This is a genomic window from Mycolicibacterium thermoresistibile (assembly GCF_900187065.1).
Lineage (GTDB): Bacteria > Actinomycetota > Actinomycetes > Mycobacteriales > Mycobacteriaceae > Mycobacterium > Mycobacterium thermoresistibile.
Genome location: NZ_LT906483.1, coordinates 2069483 through 2086003 on the forward strand (window position 1 = coordinate 2069483; position 16521 = coordinate 2086003).

Annotated in this window: 13 protein-coding genes; 7 read left to right on the plus strand and 6 right to left on the minus strand. The window is 70.7% G+C overall.

Translation table 11 applies throughout. The features are described from left to right. Positions 1-15 precede the first annotated feature (15 nt). Positions 16-1146, plus strand: a complete 1131-nt coding sequence (locus tag CKW28_RS09705) for a M24 family metallopeptidase (protein ID WP_003923415.1) — start codon at positions 16-18, stop codon at positions 1144-1146. Positions 1147-1153: 7 nt separating this feature from the next. Here CKW28_RS09705 and CKW28_RS09710 read toward each other — a convergent pair whose 3' ends face one another. After that, a complete protein-coding gene (locus tag CKW28_RS09710; protein WP_003923416.1) occupies positions 1154-1588 on the minus strand; it encodes a F420-dependent biliverdin reductase in 435 nt (144 codons plus the stop codon). Positions 1589-1623: 35 nt separating this feature from the next. Here CKW28_RS09710 and dprE2 point away from each other — a divergent pair, with 35 nt between their 5' ends. The 4 genes from dprE2 to CKW28_RS09730 are packed head-to-tail and all read left to right on the plus strand — an operon-like array spanning position 1624 to position 5039. Beyond that, positions 1624-2370 carry a decaprenylphospho-beta-D-erythro-pentofuranosid-2-ulose 2-reductase gene (dprE2, locus tag CKW28_RS09715; RefSeq protein ID WP_003923417.1) on the plus strand — a complete coding sequence of 249 codons (747 nt, stop codon included), beginning with the start codon at positions 1624-1626 and terminating at the stop codon, positions 2368-2370. A 16-nt stretch (positions 2371-2386) separates the two neighbouring features. After that, positions 2387-3559: a bifunctional cobalt-precorrin-7 (C(5))-methyltransferase/cobalt-precorrin-6B (C(15))-methyltransferase gene (locus tag CKW28_RS09720; protein ID WP_003923418.1), complete on the plus strand. Its 1173-nt coding sequence runs from the start codon at positions 2387-2389 to the stop codon at positions 3557-3559. Next, positions 3556-4311 (plus strand): precorrin-4 C(11)-methyltransferase, encoded by a 756-nt coding sequence (gene cobM / locus CKW28_RS09725; RefSeq protein WP_003923419.1) that lies wholly within the window; start codon positions 3556-3558, stop codon positions 4309-4311. Before CKW28_RS09720 ends, cobM begins: the two co-directional genes overlap by 4 nt. Further along, complete coding sequence (locus CKW28_RS09730; protein ID WP_003923420.1) at positions 4311-5039, plus strand: cobalt-precorrin-6A reductase; 729 nt, start codon at positions 4311-4313, stop codon at positions 5037-5039. Before cobM ends, CKW28_RS09730 begins: the two co-directional genes overlap by 1 nt. Here CKW28_RS09730 and CKW28_RS09735 read toward each other — a convergent pair. From CKW28_RS09735 to cobG, 5 genes are all read right to left on the minus strand, one after another. Then, positions 5020-6108, minus strand: coding sequence for a phosphotransferase family protein (locus CKW28_RS09735; RefSeq protein ID WP_003923421.1), 1089 nt, complete (start codon positions 6106-6108; stop codon positions 5020-5022). The two genes, CKW28_RS09730 and CKW28_RS09735, sit on opposite strands and share 20 nt — an antisense overlap. Positions 6109-6126: 18 nt before the next feature. Continuing rightward, positions 6127-6825 (minus strand): TetR/AcrR family transcriptional regulator, encoded by a 699-nt coding sequence (locus tag CKW28_RS09740; RefSeq protein ID WP_003923423.1) that lies wholly within the window; start codon positions 6823-6825, stop codon positions 6127-6129. Positions 6826-6931: 106 nt separating this feature from the next. Further along, positions 6932-8431, minus strand: a complete 1500-nt coding sequence (locus tag CKW28_RS09745) for a precorrin-2 C(20)-methyltransferase (protein WP_003923425.1) — start codon at positions 8429-8431, stop codon at positions 6932-6934. Next, the gene (locus CKW28_RS09750) at positions 8428-9054 is read right to left on the minus strand and encodes a precorrin-8X methylmutase (protein ID WP_003923426.1); all 627 of its coding nucleotides are present in this window, start codon (positions 9052-9054) and stop codon (positions 8428-8430) included. The genes CKW28_RS09745 and CKW28_RS09750 overlap by 4 nt, the downstream gene beginning before the upstream one ends. 10 nt (positions 9055-9064) lie before the next feature. After that, complete coding sequence (gene cobG, locus CKW28_RS09755) at positions 9065-10201, minus strand: precorrin-3B synthase (protein ID WP_003923428.1); 1137 nt, start codon at positions 10199-10201, stop codon at positions 9065-9067. A gap of 389 nt (positions 10202-10590) precedes the next feature. On the opposite strand from cobG, the gene cobN reads away from it, so the two are divergent. Beyond that, a complete protein-coding gene (gene cobN, locus CKW28_RS09760) occupies positions 10591-14199 on the plus strand; it encodes a cobaltochelatase subunit CobN (RefSeq protein WP_003923432.1) in 3609 nt (1202 codons plus the stop codon). Between the two features lie 845 nt (positions 14200-15044). Beyond that, positions 15045-16505: an NlpC/P60 family peptidoglycan endopeptidase RipA gene (gene ripA, locus CKW28_RS09765; protein WP_040545792.1), complete on the plus strand. Its 1461-nt coding sequence runs from the start codon at positions 15045-15047 to the stop codon at positions 16503-16505. Positions 16506-16521 lie beyond the last annotated feature (16 nt).

Sequence of the window (16521 nt, forward strand, 5' to 3'; positions counted from 1 at the left end):
CAGTAGCCTCAAAACATGAGTGCCAACCGATTCAGCACCGACGTGTACGCGACCCGGCTGCGGGCGGCCGCCGCCGCAACCGCCGAAGCCGGCCTCTCCGGGCTGGTCATCACCCCGGGCTACGACCTGCAGTACCTCACCGGGTCGCGGGCGCAGACCTTCGAGCGGCTGATGGCGCTGGTGGTCCCGGCGAGCGGGGAACCGACCCTGGTGCTGCCGCGGCTGGAACTGGCGGTGCTGAAGGATTCGGCGGTGCCCGAGCTGGGGCTGACGGTGCGGGACTGGGTGGACGGTGACGACCCGTACCGGCTGGTGGCCGAGGCGCTCGGCGCCGGTCCGTCGGGGCGGCCCGCCGTCACGGATTCGATGCCCGCCCTGCACCTGCTCCCGCTGACCGACCTGCTGGGCAGCGTGCCGGTGCTGGCCACCTCGGTGCTGCGGAGGTTGCGGATGATCAAGGACCCGGCCGAGATCGACGCGCTACGCAAGGCCGGTGCGGCGATCGACCGGGTGCACGCCCGGGTGCCCGAGTTCCTGGTGCCCGGCCGCACCGAGGCCGACGTTGCCGCGGACATCGCCGAAGCCATTGTCGCCGAGGGGCATTCCGATGTCGCGTTCATCATCGTCGGATCGGGTCCGCACGGTGCCGATCCGCACCACGAATGTTCGGACCGCACCCTGCAGGTCGGTGACATCGTCGTGGTGGACATCGGCGGGCCGTACGCGCCGGGCTATCACTCCGACTGCACCCGCACCTACAGCATCGGCGAACCGGATCCGGAGATCGCCCGCAGATACGCGGTGCTGCAACGCGCCCAGCGGGCCGCGGTCGACGCGGTGCGGCCCGGGGTGACCGCGGAGCAGATCGACGCCGCCGCCCGCGATGTGCTGGCCGCCGAGGGACTCGCCGAGGCGTTCGTGCACCGCACCGGACACGGCATCGGTCTGTCGGTGCACGAGGAGCCCTACATCGTCGCCGGCAACAATGTGCCGCTCGAAGCGGGGATGGCGTTCAGCGTGGAGCCCGGCATCTACTTCCCGGGGCAGTGGGGCGCGCGGATCGAGGACATCGTCATCGTCACCGCCGACGGGGCGGAGCCGGTCAACCACCGCCCGCACGAGCTGGTGGTGGTGGTGCCGGTCTGATGCCCGGTCAGTCGGCCGGGGCGGGGGTGCGGTCGAGCAGGTGCGACGATCCGAGCACCCGTTCGACGAGCACCTCGATCACCACCCGGCGCGGATTGGGCCGCGGGGTGCGGTAACGCTGGGCGTAGCGCAACTCGGCGTCGCGCACGGCGGCCGGATCGGTGTTGACCGACGCCTTACCCTCCAGCGACAGCCAACGCGCGCCGTCGACCTGGCTCAGCACCGCCACGCCCTGCCGCTCGGCGTTGAGCGCCTTCTGCGAGCCACCGCTGGTGATCACCCGGGCGATGTGGGTCTGCGGGTCGAACGTGAATCCGACGGCGACCACATGCGGCGAACCGTCCGTGCGCAACGTGGTCAACATGGCCAGATGGCGCTCCGACAGGAACGCCAACGCATCGTTGGTGAGCCGGGTGGTTGCCTTGCCACCTGAAGTTGCCATCGGTGTCCACGCTAGCGCAGGTGATAATCGCTGCGATGAAAGACACGGGCGGGCTGGTGGTGATCTTCGGCGGTCGCAGCGAGATCGGCGCCGAACTGGCGGCGAGACTGGCGCCCGGGGCGACGGTGCTGCTGGCGGCGCGGCGGGCGGACCGCCTCGACGACCAGGTGGCCGCGGTGGCCGCCGCCGGCGCCGCGGCCGTGCACACCCGCGAATTCGACGCCGACGATCTGGACTCGCACGCGCCGCTGGTCTCCGGGATCGTCGACGAGTTCGGCCCGATCGACACCGCGGTGCTGGCCTTCGGCATCCTCGGCGATCAGGCCCGCGCCGAATCCGATCCGGCCCATGCGGTACAGATCGTGCACACCGACTACGTCGCGCAGGTCAGCCTGCTCACGGTGCTGGCCGATCGGATGCGGGCGGCCGGACGCGGCAGGCTGGTGGTGTTCTCGTCGATCGCCGGGGCCCGCGTGCGTCGCGCCAACTACGTCTACGGTTCGGCCAAGGCCGGGCTGGACGGGTTCGCCAGCGGGCTGGCCGACGCGTTGCACGGCACGGGTGTGCACCTGCTGATCGTGCGGCCCGGGTTCGTCATCGGGCGGATGACCGAGGGCATGGATCCGGCGCCGTTCGCCAGCACCCCCGCGCAGGTCGCCAACGCGGCGGCCAGGGCGCTCGCGCGGGGCAGACGTGCGGTGTGGGTGCCGCGGGTGATCGGCCCGCTGGCGGTCACGATGAGGTTCGTGCCGCGGTTCGTGTGGCGCAGGATGCCGCGATGAGCCGGGGGGACCGTACATGATCACCGTGGTCGGCATCGGCGCCGACGGGATGGCCGGGCTGTCGGCGGAGTCGCGCGCCGAACTGGCCCGGGCCACCGTCATCTACGGATCCGAACGGCAACTCGGTCTGCTCGACGACACCGTCACCGCCGAGCGCCGCGCGTGGCCGTCACCGCTGCTGCCGGCGCTGCGGTCGCTGGATCCCGACACCGATCCGCACGTGCTGGCCAGCGGGGATCCGTTGCTGCACGGTATCGGCGCCACCCTGATCCGGCACTTCGGAACCGACCGGGTGCGGATCCTGCCGCATGTCTCCAGCGTGACGCTGGCCTGTGCCCGGATGGGCTGGCCGGTGCAGGACACCGAGGTGATCAGCGTGGTCACCGCCGAGGTGCACACCGCGGTGCGCCGGGGTGGCCGCGCGGTGGTGCTGTCCCGCGACGGCGGCACACCCGCAGCCCTGGCCCGGCTGCTCGCCCGGACCGGACGCGGTGAGTCGCGGTTGGCCGTCCTCGAACAACTCGGCGGGCCCCGCGAACGCCGGCGCGACGGCACCGCCGAGCGGTGGGCCGCCGACCCGCCCACCGACGTCGACGATCTCAATGTCATCGCGGTGCACTACCTTCCCGACGCTCGGCAGGGCCAGGTGCTGCCCGACGATCAGTTCGACCACGACGGTCAGCTCACCAAACAGAGCATCCGGGCGGTCACCCTCGCCGCGCTGGCGCCCCGGCCGGGTGAACTGCTGTGGGACGTCGGGGCCGGCTCCGGCAGCATCGCCATCGAGTGGTGCCGCAGCGCAACCGGTTGCCGCGCAGTGGCGTTCGAACAGGACGAGCAGCGCAGAGAGCGGATCACCGCGAACGCCGCCGCCTTCGGTGCGCCGGTGCAGGTGTTCGGCGCCGCGCCCGCCGCATTCGGTGGGGCGCCGGATCCGGCGGCGATCTTCGTCGGCGGGGGAGTGACCGGCGACGGGCTGCTCGAGGCCTGCCTGCAGCGGTTGCCCGCCGGCGGACGACTGGTGGCCAATGCGGTCACTGCCGAGTCAGAAGCCGTCTTGGCTCAATGGTATTCGGAACGAGGTGGAGAACTGCGCCGCTATCAGCACTACCGTGGAGAGCCGATCGGACGCTTCACCGGGTGGCGGCCCGCCTACCCGGTCACCCAGTGGTCGGTGACGAAACGATGACCGTCTACTTCATCGGGGCCGGGCCGGGCGCGGCCGATCTCATCACGGTCCGCGGGCAGCGGCTGCTGAGCCGCTGCCCGGTCTGCCTGTACGCCGGTTCGATCATGCCCGACGATCTGCTCGCGCTCTGCCCGCCGGATGCCCGCATCGTCGACACCGGACCGCTCACGCTCGACCAGATCGTCGCCGAGCTGGCCGACGCCCACGCCCGGGGCCTGGACGTGGCCCGGCTGCACTCCGGGGATCCGGCCATCTACAGTGCGCTGGCCGAGCAGTGCCGCCGGCTCGACGCGCTCGGCATCGACTACGAGATCGTTCCCGGCGTGCCGGCGTTCGCCGCCGCGGCGGCCGCGCTGGGCCGGGAACTGACCGTCCCCGGGGTGGCGCAGACGGTCACGCTGACCCGGGTGGCCACCCTGTCGACCGCGATGCCGCCCGGTGAGGACCTGGTCACCTTGTCGAAACCCGGCGCCACCCTGGTGCTGCACCTGGCCGCCGCTCAGATCGACGCGATCGTGCCGAAGCTGCTGGAGGGTGGCTACCGTCCCGAAACCCCCTGTGCAGTAGTGGCATTCGCCAGCTGGCCGGAGCAGACGGTGCTGCGCGGCACGCTGGCCGACATCGCCGAACAGATGCGGCAGGCCGGCATCACCAAGACCGCGGTGATCATCGTGGGCGACGTGTTGGCCGCGGAGGGGTTCACCGACAGCTACCTGTACTCGGCGGGACGGCGGCGGGGGAGCCGGCACTGATGCGCATCCTGCTGCTCGGCGGCACCGGGGAGGCCCGCGCACTGGCCGCGCGCCTGCACCCCGACGTCGGCGTGATCAGCTCGCTGGCCGGCCGGGTCCCCGACCCGGCGCTGCCGGTCGGCGACGTGCGGATCGGAGGATTCGGCGGGCCGCAGGGGTTGCGCCGCTGGCTCTCGGAGAACCCGGTCGACGCCGTGATCGACGCGACCCATCCGTTCGCGGCGACCATGACCGCCACCGCGGCGCAGGTGTGCGCCGACACCGGGGTGCCGCACCTGGTGCTGGTGCGGCCGGCCTGGCCCACCGACGGTGCGATCGTCGTCCGGTCCGACCGTGACGCCGCCCGGGCGGTGCGGGAGCACCGGTTCACCAGGGTGTTCGTGACCTCGGGGCGCTCCAGCCTGCCGGCGTTCACCGACGTGGACGCATGGTTTCTGATCCGGGTGGTCACCCCACCGGAGCAGCGGGTGTTGCCGCGGCGCCATGAGCTGCTGTTGTCGCGCGGCCCCTACCACCTCGAGGGCGAGCGGAACCTGCTGCGACACCATCGGATCGACGCGTTGGTCACCAAGAACAGCGGCGGACGGATGACCCGGGCCAAACTCGACGCCGCGGCGGAGCTGAACATCCCGGTGATCATGGTGGACCGGCCGGCGCTGCCTCCGGGTGTCACGACGGTGAGTACCGTCGCCGAGGCGGTGGACTGGGTCAGCTCGCTGCGGGGTTGACCAGTTCCAGGCTGTCCAGTTCGCGGATCGCCCGGCCGCCGCGCTCCAGCATGGTCAGCATCATGTCGTCGCCGCGCTCGGTCGACGCCGCGAAGGCGAATCCCAGCACCGTCAGCAACGGCACCTGCAGCATCCCCAATCGGTAATCCCGCCAACAGGTTTCGCTGTCGTAATCGGCGACTCCATGGCTCCTCAGCGCGCGGTGGTAGACCTCGACGAGGTCCCGTTCCACCTCCGACCGGACCTCGGGCAGCAGGCTGGTCCCGAGGAAATAGGACAGGTCGCGGGCGGGCAGCCCGGCGCCCATGGTCTGCCAGTCCACGACGGTGACCCGGGTGCGGTCCGGGTCGAACAACATGTTGTCGAGCCGGTAGTCGCCGTGCATCAGCGCGAATCTGGACTTCTCGGTGCGCAGCCACGCGGTCACCATCGACATGGCCGTCAGCGTGGTCTCCCGGTCCTCCGGGCGCATCCGGGGGCCGAGCTTGTCGATGGTGATGTCCGCGGCCATCTCGGCGATCTCGCCGAGCCCCTCCGCCGCGGCGTCATCGGGTTTGGGCATCGCGATACCGGGCACATCGGCCCACTGCGGATCGCACCAGCTCGGGCCGTGCAGGCCGGCCAGCGCGGTGACCGCCAGCCGGGCCTCCGCCGGGCTGCAACCGACGATCTGATCCCCCTGCACGGCCGGCGCCATATCGGCCATCAGCATCGCGAATTCCGCTCCGTCACCGCCGATCTCGCAGTGGTAGCAGTGCGGCACCGGAATCGCCATGTGCGCCGCCACCCGGGTGTAGAAGGCGTGTTCGGCGCGGTAGCCGAGCGCCACCCGTTCGCGCACCGACTCGTCCTGGGCGGGCAACTTGATCGCGAACGTCGGCGGCAGATCGGCCCGTTCGGTCTCATAGCCGACGGTGAGGCGGTACGTCGCACCGGTCTGGCCGGTGCCGATCGGCACCACATCGACGCTGCGCACCCGCACCGGGGTGCCGTCGGCGCTCAGCACGGTCGACAGCCACTCGGGCGTCACCTCGGCCGGCCCGCTCGGGATGGACAGAACAGTGCTCATGATGGTGCCCTCATCTGCTCAGAATCTGCTCGACGGTGTCGATTCGGGATGTCGATCGGGACGTGGATCGGGACGGGGACCGGGTCCGCCGATCGGGCCCGGATAGATGCTGCCCAGCCACACGGCTTCGGCGCCGTCGCGCAACTGCTGCCGCGACAACGCCGTCCCGGCGGTGAACCGCTCCAGCAGACGGTCGTTGAACTCCAGCAGCGCGGTGGCCAGCACCACCGGATCGCAACCGTCGGGCGCCCGGCCGGCGGACCGCTCGGTGCGGATCATCGCCGCGACCGCCGGAACGAACGATTCCCGGGCGGTGTCCCACAGGGTGCGCACCGAACTGCTGACCGCGCGCGCCTCCAGCATGGCCTGCAGCAGGTAGCGGTGCCGTTCCCCGGTGTCCAGCAGCGTTTCGATCATCGCCCGGATCCGCTGCCGCGGATCACCGTCGGCGGTCAGCAGGTCGTTGGCGGCGAACACGTCGTCATACATCGGGTCGAGCAGCGCCGCCACCGCGGCCGCCTTGTTCTCGAAGTAGAAGTAGAACGCCGACCGGGTGACTCCCGCCTGCCGGGCCACCTCGGCGATGTTGAGGCGTTCGAAACCGGTCACCCGCAGTTGCTCGTCGAGGGCGGCCAGGATCGCGGTGCGGCGCTGATCGCTGCGCAGTGGTTGGCGCCGGTCGGTCGGGGACCGCACCGACAGGCCGTGCTGCGCCATCGCCTCTCCCGTCGTCGCAACTGTGACGCGGGACACTATCGCGGTCGCTGACAGCTGTCAACGATCTTCGACAGCAGTCAGCCTGCGGTCGACCCGACCGGGGTGGTCATCCCGGATAGCGGCGCGGGGTGAACACCCGGTCACCGCCATCGGTGTACCAGCGCGTCTGCGAGGAGCCGATGATCAGCAGGCAGCGCATGTCGACGTCGGCGGGATCCAGTTCGGCCAGCCGCACCACCCGAACCGACTCCTGCGGCCCGGACACGTCGCGGCCGATCACCACCGGGGTGGCCGGATCGCGGTGCTCCAGCAGCAGATCGCGCATCGCGCCGACCTGCCAGGTGCGGGTCTTCGACGCCGGGTTGTAGATGGCCAGCACCAGATCCGCGCTCGCGGCGGCCTTCAACCGGGCGGCGATGACGTCCCAGGGCTTGAGCCGGTCGGACAGCGAGATCACCGCGTAGTCATGTCCCAGCGGCGCCCCCACCCGGCTGGCGACGGCCTGGGCGGCCGTCATCGCCGGAACGACCCGGACCTGCACCCCGGGCCAGGCGCGGGCCTCCTCCAACACCGCGGTGGCCATCGCGAACACCCCCGGATCGCCGGAGGACACCACCGCCACCGCACAACCCTGTTCGGCCAGGCTGCACGCCAGCCGCGCCCGGGCCGGCTCGTCGGTGTTGTCGCTGGGGTGGCGACGTTGCCCGGCCCGCACCGGGATCCGGTCCAGATACGGGCCATAGCCGATGAGATCGGTGGCGGCCGCCAGCTCGCGACGGGACTGCGGGGTCATCCAGTCCGGGTCGCCGGGACCCAGGCCCACCACCGCGACACTGCCGGTGCCGGTGCGGGCCGGGCGGTTCACCGCACTCGGCACCATCGCCAGCGAGAAGTACGGCACCCTCTCGGCGTCGACCTCACCGGCCGGCGCCACCCGCTGTGCGGGTGTGCTGGCCCGTTCGACATAGAACGCCTCGTCCAGCCGGCCGGCATCCGAGAGTGCTTGGCGGACAGTGGGGTAGGAGCGGCCGAGTTTGAGCACGACCGCGGCGTCGGTGTCGGCGAGCCGGCGGGTCAGTTCATCGGCGGGCAGGGTGCCGGGCAGGATCGACAACACCTCGTCGCCCTGCACCAGCGGGGTGCCCGTCGCCGCCGAGGCCGCGCTCACCGACGTCACGCCCGGCACGATCACCGCGTCGAACCGCTCGGTGAGCCGGGTGTGCATGTGCATGTAGGAGCTGTAGAACAGCGGATCGCCCTCGGCCAGCAGCGCCACGTCCCGGCCGGCCTCCAAATGGGCGGCGATGCGGTCGGCCGCCTCGGTGTAGAAGTCCTCCATCGCCCCGGCGTAGCCGCCCGGATGGTCGGTGGTCTCGGTGGTCACCGGATACACCAGGTGCTCTTCGAGCTGCCCGGGACGCAGGTACGGTTCGGCGATGCTGCGGGCGATGCTGCGGCCGTGCCGGGCGCTGTGGTAGGCGACCACATCGGCCTCGCCGATCACCCGGGCGGCCTTGACCGTCACCAGTTCCGGGTCGCCGGGCCCGAGACCGACGCCGTAGAGCGTGCCCCTGTGTTGCGCCCCCCCGTGTTGCGAGACGGTCATTCCTTCTCGCTCGCAATCGCGTTCACCGCGGCGGCGGCCATCGCGCTGCCGCCGCGCCGGCCGGTCACCACCAGATACGACATACCGCGCGGACGGTCGATCAGCTCCTGTTTGGACTGCGCCGAGCCGACGAAGCCGACCGGTCCGCCGAGCACGGCCGCGGGCACCGGTGCGCCGTCGTCGAGGAGTTCGAGCAACCGGAACAGCGCGGTCGGGGCGTTGCCGATGGCCAGCACCGCACCGCCGAGCCGCTCGGCCCACAGGTCCACCGCGGCCGCCGAGCGGGTGGTGCCCAGCCGCGCCGCGAGGTCGGCGGCGCGTGCGTCGGCGACCAGCGACACCACCTCGTTGTCGGCGGGCAACCGGGACCGGGTGATCCCGGCGGCGACCATCGACGAATCACACAGGATCGGGGCCCCGCCGGCCAGTGCCCCATGCGCGCGGATGACGACATCGTCGGTGAACGCGATGTGCTCGGTGAGGTCCACCTGTCCGCAGGTGTGGATCAACCGCACCACCACCCGGGCGACATCGGCGGGAAACCGGGTCAGATCGGCCTCGGCGCGGATCGTCGCGAACGACTGCCGGTAGATCTCCGCGGCGTCGCGGATGTAGTCGAGCACGCGGACAACCTTACGGGTGGGGGTTGCGCAGCCGGTATCCCTCTCCCGTCGCCACCAGCACCTGCGCGCCCGGCGGTGTGCCGCAGGCCCGCTCGCAGCCGACGAAGTGCCGGTGCACCCGGGTCTGCCCGGGCGGAGCCGCTTCGGTGGCGGCCCGGGCGGCGTCGGCGCGGACGTCGGCGGCCGACCGCGCGCACCCGGGCAGCCCGGTGCAGGAACTGATCCGCAGCCACGGCGAGTTCTCGTCGAAGATCAGGCCCAGCGGCGCAAGCACCCGCACGGCCGTGTCGGCGACGCCCTCGTCGAGGTCGCACACCAGCACCGACCGCCACGGGGTGACGATCAGCGGCGCGTCGATCGCGGCCAGGAACTCGGCCAGCCGGGCGGTCAGCACTCCCAGCGGCACCCCGGCGGCGAGCGTGACTCGCCCGTCGTCCTGCGGGATCCACCCGATCGGCGGACGGGGAGCCGGTGTGGCCGGGGCGGGAGCGGCCCTGCGTGCGAACCCGTCGAGCAACGCCGAGGTGTCGTCGAGTTCGGCGATCCGCCAGGCGCCGCCGCGGCTCGCGGTGAATCGTCTGGCGACGGTGACCATGACCTCGACGGCGTCCCCGGCGGCCACCCGGACGCCGCTGTCGCGCCCGGCCAGCAGCACCGCCGCCTCGTCGCCGGACGCTCCGAGCGTCTGCACGGCCACATCGGCGGCCAGCGCCGCGATGTCCCCGCGGCCGTCGTCGATGCCGAACAGGAACCGGCCCGGCAACGCCGCCAGCGCCAATTCGGACTGGATGGCGTGATCGAGCCGGGTCACCCAGGGCCGGATGTCGGTGGCGCCGCCGCAGCGGCCGGACAGCGGGGAGGCGACGATGTTGCGCACCGTCTCATGTGTCGGCGACGGCAGCAGACCGGCGGCGGCAACGGCGTCGGCCACCGCGGCCGGGTCGCTGATCCCGCGGATCTGGATGTTGCCTCGGGAGGTGAGTTCCATTGCTTCCGAACCGAATCGGCGTGCCGCATCGGCCAGTGCGGTCAGTTGCGCCGGCGTGAGCATGCCGCCGGGCAGTCGGATGCGGGCCAGCGCGCCGTCGGCCGCCGGGTGCACCGACAGGGCGCCGGGGCAGGCGTCGTGTTCACGCGCACGTTCCACGCGTCCACCGTACGCTGCCGGGTGTTTCGGCCATGGATGTGACGCGCATCACAGGTCTGTCAAACGTGTTCCGTCACACACAGATCGCGCACTTGACGCCCGTCATGCCGTACGTTTCAGGAACGACCCGATACCGCGGGTATCGGGTAAATGAAAGGAGCGATGATGTCTGCACTGATCGCCGTCTTCGTGGCCGTGCTGATCCTGATCGCGCTCGTCGGCCTGCCGTACGGGCAGACCTGGTACGCGCGCTGGGGCGAGTGACCCGGACCCGGCCTTCTCAACCGGGGTTTCCTCCCGGTTCTCCTGGCAGTGGGAGGCCGGGCCGGTCCGTCACCAGCGGTGAGGGTGGGCGTCCGCCCGGGGTGGGCCTGGGGTACGAATGATGCGTGGCCCAGCCGACTGCCGAGCCGGATACCCGGCCGACCGTATTACTGCTGTCAACCTCTGACACCGACCTGATCACCGCCCGCGCGAGCGGCGCCCGTTACCGCTGGGCGAATCCGTCGCGGCTGGTGGACGGGGAGCTCGACGAGCTGCTGACCGGCACCGACATCGCCGTCATCCGCATCCTCGGCGGATATCGGGCCTGGCAGGACGGCATCGACACGGTGGTCGCCAGTGGCATCCCGACCGTCGTGGTCAGCGGCGAGCAGACCCCCGACGCCGATTTGATGGAGCACTCCACCACGCCGCAGGGGGCGGCCCTGCAGGCGCACATCTACCTGGCCCAGGGTGGCACCGACAACCTCGCGAACCTGTACGCGTTCCTGTGCGACACGGTGCTGATGACCGGCTTCGGCTTCGAACCTCCGTCGCTCACCCCCAGCTGGGGCCTGCTGGAACGGACGGCGGTCCGGACCGACGGGCCCACCATCGCGGTGCTCTACTACCGCGCCCAGCATCTGGCCGGCAACACCGCCTACGTCGAGGCGCTGTGCGAGGCCATCGAAGCCGCCGGCGGACGGGCGTTGCCGGTGTACTGTGCCTCGCTGCGCACCGCCGAACCCGAACTGCTCGAACTGCTCGGCACCGCCGACGCGTTGATCACCACCGTGCTGGCGGCCGGGGGAGCGGTACCGGCGGCGGTGTCGGCCGGCGGCGACGACGACAGCTGGAACGTCGCGCATCTGGCCGCGCTGGACATGCCCATCCTGCAGGGGTTGTGTCTGACCAGTTCCCGGGCGCAATGGGTGGACAACGACGACGGGCTGTCACCGCTCGACGTCGCCAGCCAGGTGGCGGTGCCCGAATTCGACGGCCGGATCATCACCGTCCCGTTCTCGTTCAAGGAGATCGACGACGAGGGACTGACCTCCTATGTGCCCGACCGGGAGCGCTGTGCGCGGGTGGCCGGGCTGGCGGTGCGCTACGCGCGGCTACGTGCCGTGGAGGCCGCGGACAAGCGGGTGGCCCTGGTGTTCTCGGCGTATCCGACCAAACACGCCCGGATCGGCAACGCCGTCGGCCTGGACACCCCGGCAAGCGCGGTGGCGCTGCTGAAAGCCCTGCGGGACAAGGGGTATCAGATCGGTGACATCCCCGGGCTGGACGCCGGCGACGGTGACGCGTTGATGCATGCGCTGATCGAACGCGGGGGACAGGATCCGGACTGGGTGACCGACAAACAGTTCACCGAGAACCCGATCCGGGTGTCGGCCAAGGACTACCGCGCGTGGTTCGACACCCTCCCCGCCGAATTCGCCGACGCGGTGGTCGAGCACTGGGGTCCGCCGCCCGGCGAGCTGTTCGTCGACCGCAGCCGGGACCCGGACGGGGAGATCGTGATCGCCGCGCTGCAGGCGGGCAACGTGGTGCTGATGGTGCAGCCGCCGCGCGGCTTCGGGGAGAACCCGGTGGCCATCTACCACGACCCGGATCTGCCGCCCAGTCACCACTATCTGGCCGCATACCGGTGGCTGGACAACACCTTCCCGAACGGTTTCGGCGCCGACGTCGTGGTGCACCTGGGCAAGCACGGCAATCTGGAATGGTTGCCGGGCAAGACGCTGGGCATGTCGGCCCAGTGCGGTCCGGACGCCGCGCTGGGGGATCTGCCGCTGATCTACCCGTTCCTGGTCAACGATCCCGGCGAAGGCACCCAGGCCAAACGCCGCGCCCACGCCACGCTGGTCGACCACCTGATCCCCCCGATGGCGCGCGCCGAGACCTACGGCGACATCGCGCGGCTGGAACAGCTTCTCGATGAGCACGCCAACGTGTCCGCGCTGGACCCGGCGAAACTGCCGGCCATCCGCCAGCAGATCTGGACGTTGATGCGGGCGGCGAAGATGGATCACGATCTGGGCCTCGAGGAACGGCCGGACGAGGACTCCTTCGACGACATGCTGCTGCACGTCGACGGCTGGCTGTGCGAGATCAAGGACGTGCAGATCCGCGACGGGCTGCACATTCTCGGCCAGACCCCGCAGGGGGAGGCCGAACTCGACCTGGTGCTGGCGATCCTGCGGTCCCGCCAGCTGTTCGGCGGTGAGCAGACCGTGCCCGGTCTGCGGCAGGCGCTGGGGCTGTCCGAGGACGGCCGGGACGAACGCGCCACCGTCGACGCGGTGGAGGCTGCGGCCCGCGGTTACGTCGCCGAACTGCAGGCCAGCGGCTGGGATCCGGCTGCCGCCGACCGGATCGCCGACAACCCGGCCGTCGCGGAGATTCTGCGGTTCGCCGCGACCGAGGTGGTGCCCCGGCTGGCCGGTACCGCGCGTGAGATCGAGCAGGTGCTGCGCGCGCTGGACGGGCGGTTCATCGAGGCCGGACCGTCCGGTTCACCGCTGCGCGGACTGGTCAACGTGTTGCCCACCGGCCGCAACTTCTACTCGGTGGACCCCAAGGCGGTGCCGTCCAAGTTGGCCTGGGAAACCGGTGTGGCACTGGCGGATTCGCTCCTCAACCGGTTCCGCGAGGATCACGGCCGGTGGCCCGAGTCGGTGGGGCTGTCGGTGTGGGGAACCTCGGCGATGCGCACCGCCGGTGACGACATCGCCGAAGTGCTTGCGCTGCTGGGGGTTCGACCGATCTGGGACGACGCATCCAGGCGTGTGGTCGACCTGGAGCCGATCCCGCTGGACGAGCTGGGGCGGCCGCGCATCGATGTGACGGTGCGGATATCCGGATTCTTCCGGGACGCGTTCCCGCATGTGGTCACCATGCTCGACGATGCGGTGCAACTGGTGGCCGGGCTCGACGAGCCGGCCGAGCACAACTACGTCCGTGCCCACGCCCAGGCCGATCTCGCCGAGCACGGTGACCATCGTCGCGCCACCACGAGGATTTTCGGTTCCAAGCCGGGAACCTACGGCGCGGGGCTGCTGCAGTTGATCGACAGCCGTAACTGGCGCGACGACGCCGACCTCGCCCAGGTCTACACCGCCTGGGGCGGCTTCGCCTACGGCCGCGGGCTGGACGGTGCGCCGGCCGCCGACGACATGACCCGGCAGTACCGCCGGATCGTCGTGGCCGCCAAGAACACCGACACCCGAGAACACGACATCGCCGACTCCGACGACTATTTCCAGTACCACGGCGGGATGGTCGCCACGGTGCGGGCGCTCACCGGCAAGGACCCGGCGGCCTACATCGGCGACAACACCCGGCCTGACTCGGTGCGAACCCGCACCCTGCACGAGGAGACCGCCCGGGTGTTCCGGGCCCGGGTGGTCAACCCGCGGTGGATGAACGCCATGCGCCGGCACGGGTACAAGGGCGCGTTCGAGATGGCCGCCACGGTGGACTACCTGTTCGGTTACGACGCCACCGCGAACGTGATGGCCGACTGGATGTACGAGCAGCTCACCCAGCAGTACGTGCTCGACGAGGAGAACCGCAAGTTCATGGCGGAGTCCAATCCGTGGGCGCTGCACGGGATGGCCGAGCGTCTGCTGGAGGCCGCCGGACGCGGGATGTGGGAGAAACCCGAGGCCTCCACGCTCGATGCGCTGCGGCAGGTGCTGCTGGAGACCGAAGGGGAGTTGGAGGGCTGACCCGCGGCCTGCGGTGAGGCTGCCGCTGCTGCGGCGGATGTGCGGCCGCTGTGGTGAGGGTGCGTTGGCGGTGGTGGTTGTGCTGCTGCTGCGGGGTTTGGCGGGTTTTCGCGCCGTGGTCGCACGGTCGAATGGGTGAGTGCACTCCCGGCGCAGTCGGTGCACATCCGGTGCAGTCAGGTCTCGCCCGGCGCGGCCAGGTCACGCCCGGCGCGGCCATGGTGCACTCGCTGGGGTGTTGCCGGATTGTGGACCGTCGGCTGGTTTTGGGTCGTGCGGGCGTGGCCGTCGGCCGTCGTCGCTGTGCCGCTGCTGCGGCGGGTGTGCGGTCGCTGTGGTGAGGGTGCGTTGGCGGTGGTGGTTGTGCTGCTGCTGCGGGGTTTGGCGGGTTTTCGCGCCGTGGTCGCACGGTCGAATGGGTGAGTGCACTCCCGGCGCAGTCGGTGCACATCCGGTGCAGTCAGGTCTCGCCCGGCGCGGCCGACGCACGGTCACGGCAACTGCGCGCCGGCCGACAAGCAGTGATGGCGCTTTGCCTGGCCGGGCCCAGGGCCGGGCGCAGGGCCGGGCGCAGGGTCGGGTCCGTGGCGGGGCAACGACATTCGACCATTTCGGCGACGAAACACCCAGGCGGACATCAAGAAATGCGGTCGAAAATCACCGTTTGGTCACAGTCTTCTCAATTACAAACGTGTAGTTTGTGACATAAGTTTCATGCGCGCTTCCTGTGGCTTACGGTGCGAAAGGCGCCTCTTGTTGTAGTTGGGAACAACGTGACTCCTGCGCAAAAGGCGGACCACAACAGTGGTGAACGTTCGCGTTGAGCCATAGGAGACATGAGTCGAATGGGACGCAGTTTTCGCGCCTCCGCCGCCCGCTGGGGCGGCCGAGTGTGTGCGGTGCCGCTCATTGTCGGGATGGCGCTGGCGACGACGATCAACTGCGGCAGCGTCGCGGTGGCCGATCCGGGAGATCCCAACGAGGTCGCCACGCTGGTCGCCGCGGTCGCGAACGTCAACCAGAAATTGCAGGAGCTCGGCGCGGCGGTCCAGCAGAAGAAGGAGAGCGTCAACAAGGCGCTCGTCGATCTGCAGGAGGCCCGCGACGCCGCCGAGGCCGCGCAGGCGGAACTCAAGGCCGCCCAGGAGAGTGTCGAAACCGCCAACACCGCAATCGAAGACGCGCAGAAGCGGTTCGACACCTTCGCGGCGGCGACGTATGTCAACGGCCCGTCGGTGTCCTATCTGACCGCCTCCGACCCCGCTGACGTGCTCGACACCGCGGTGGCCGGTCAGGTGCTGGCGACCAGCGCCCAGCAGGTGATGAAGAACCTGCAGCAGGCCCGCACCGAACAGGTGAACAAGGAATCTCTGGCCCGGCTGGCCAAACAGCGCGCCGACGAGAAGTTGGCCGCCGCCCAGGCCAGCCAGGAGGCGGCGGTGAACGCGCTGACCGAGGCGCAGGAGACGTTCGGCGCGCAGCAGGCCGAACTGCAGAAGCTCACCGCCGAGCGGGAAGCCGCCCAGGCGAAGTTGAACGAGGTCCGCACGATGTCGGCGGCGACCGCTGGGGCGACCTCCGGCGCCAACGGTTCGGCCCCCGCGGCCGCGCCGACACCCGGCGCCGCGAGCGGGACCCAGGACCCGGCCCGGAACTGGGACCGTGCGCCCGGCGGGCCGGTGGTCCCGTACGGCGATCCGAGCCAGTGGGACCTGACGTTGCCGGCCATCCCGAGCGCCTTCGTCAGCGGCGACCCGATCGCGATCATCAACGCGTCCCTGCAGATCGCCGCGACCTCCGCGCAGGTCACCGCCGATCTGGGCCGCAGATTCCTGCAGCGGCTCGGCCTGGTTCCCACCCCCACCGGCTACACGAACGAAGGCGGCATCCCGCGGGTCTACGGCCGCCAGGCCACCGAGTACGTGATCCAGCGGGCCATGTCGCAGATCGGTGTCCCGTACTCGTGGGGCGGCGGCAACGCGGCCGGCCCCAGCCGCGGCATCGACTCCGGCGCCAACACCGTCGGATTCGACTGCTCCGGGCTGGTGCTCTACGCCTTCGCCGGCGTGGGCATCAAACTGCCGCACTACTCCGGTGCGCAGTACAACCTGGGCCGCAAGATCCCGTCCGCCCAGATGCGCCGCGGCGACGTCATCTTCTACGGCCCGGGCGGCAGTCAGCACGTGACCATCTATCTGGGCAACGGGCAGATGATCGAGGCGCCCTACACCGGCTCCCACGTCAAGATCTCGCCCGTTCGCACCAGCGGCATGACCCCCTACGTCGTCCGCTACATCGAGTGGTGATCCTTCTGCGTTCCAA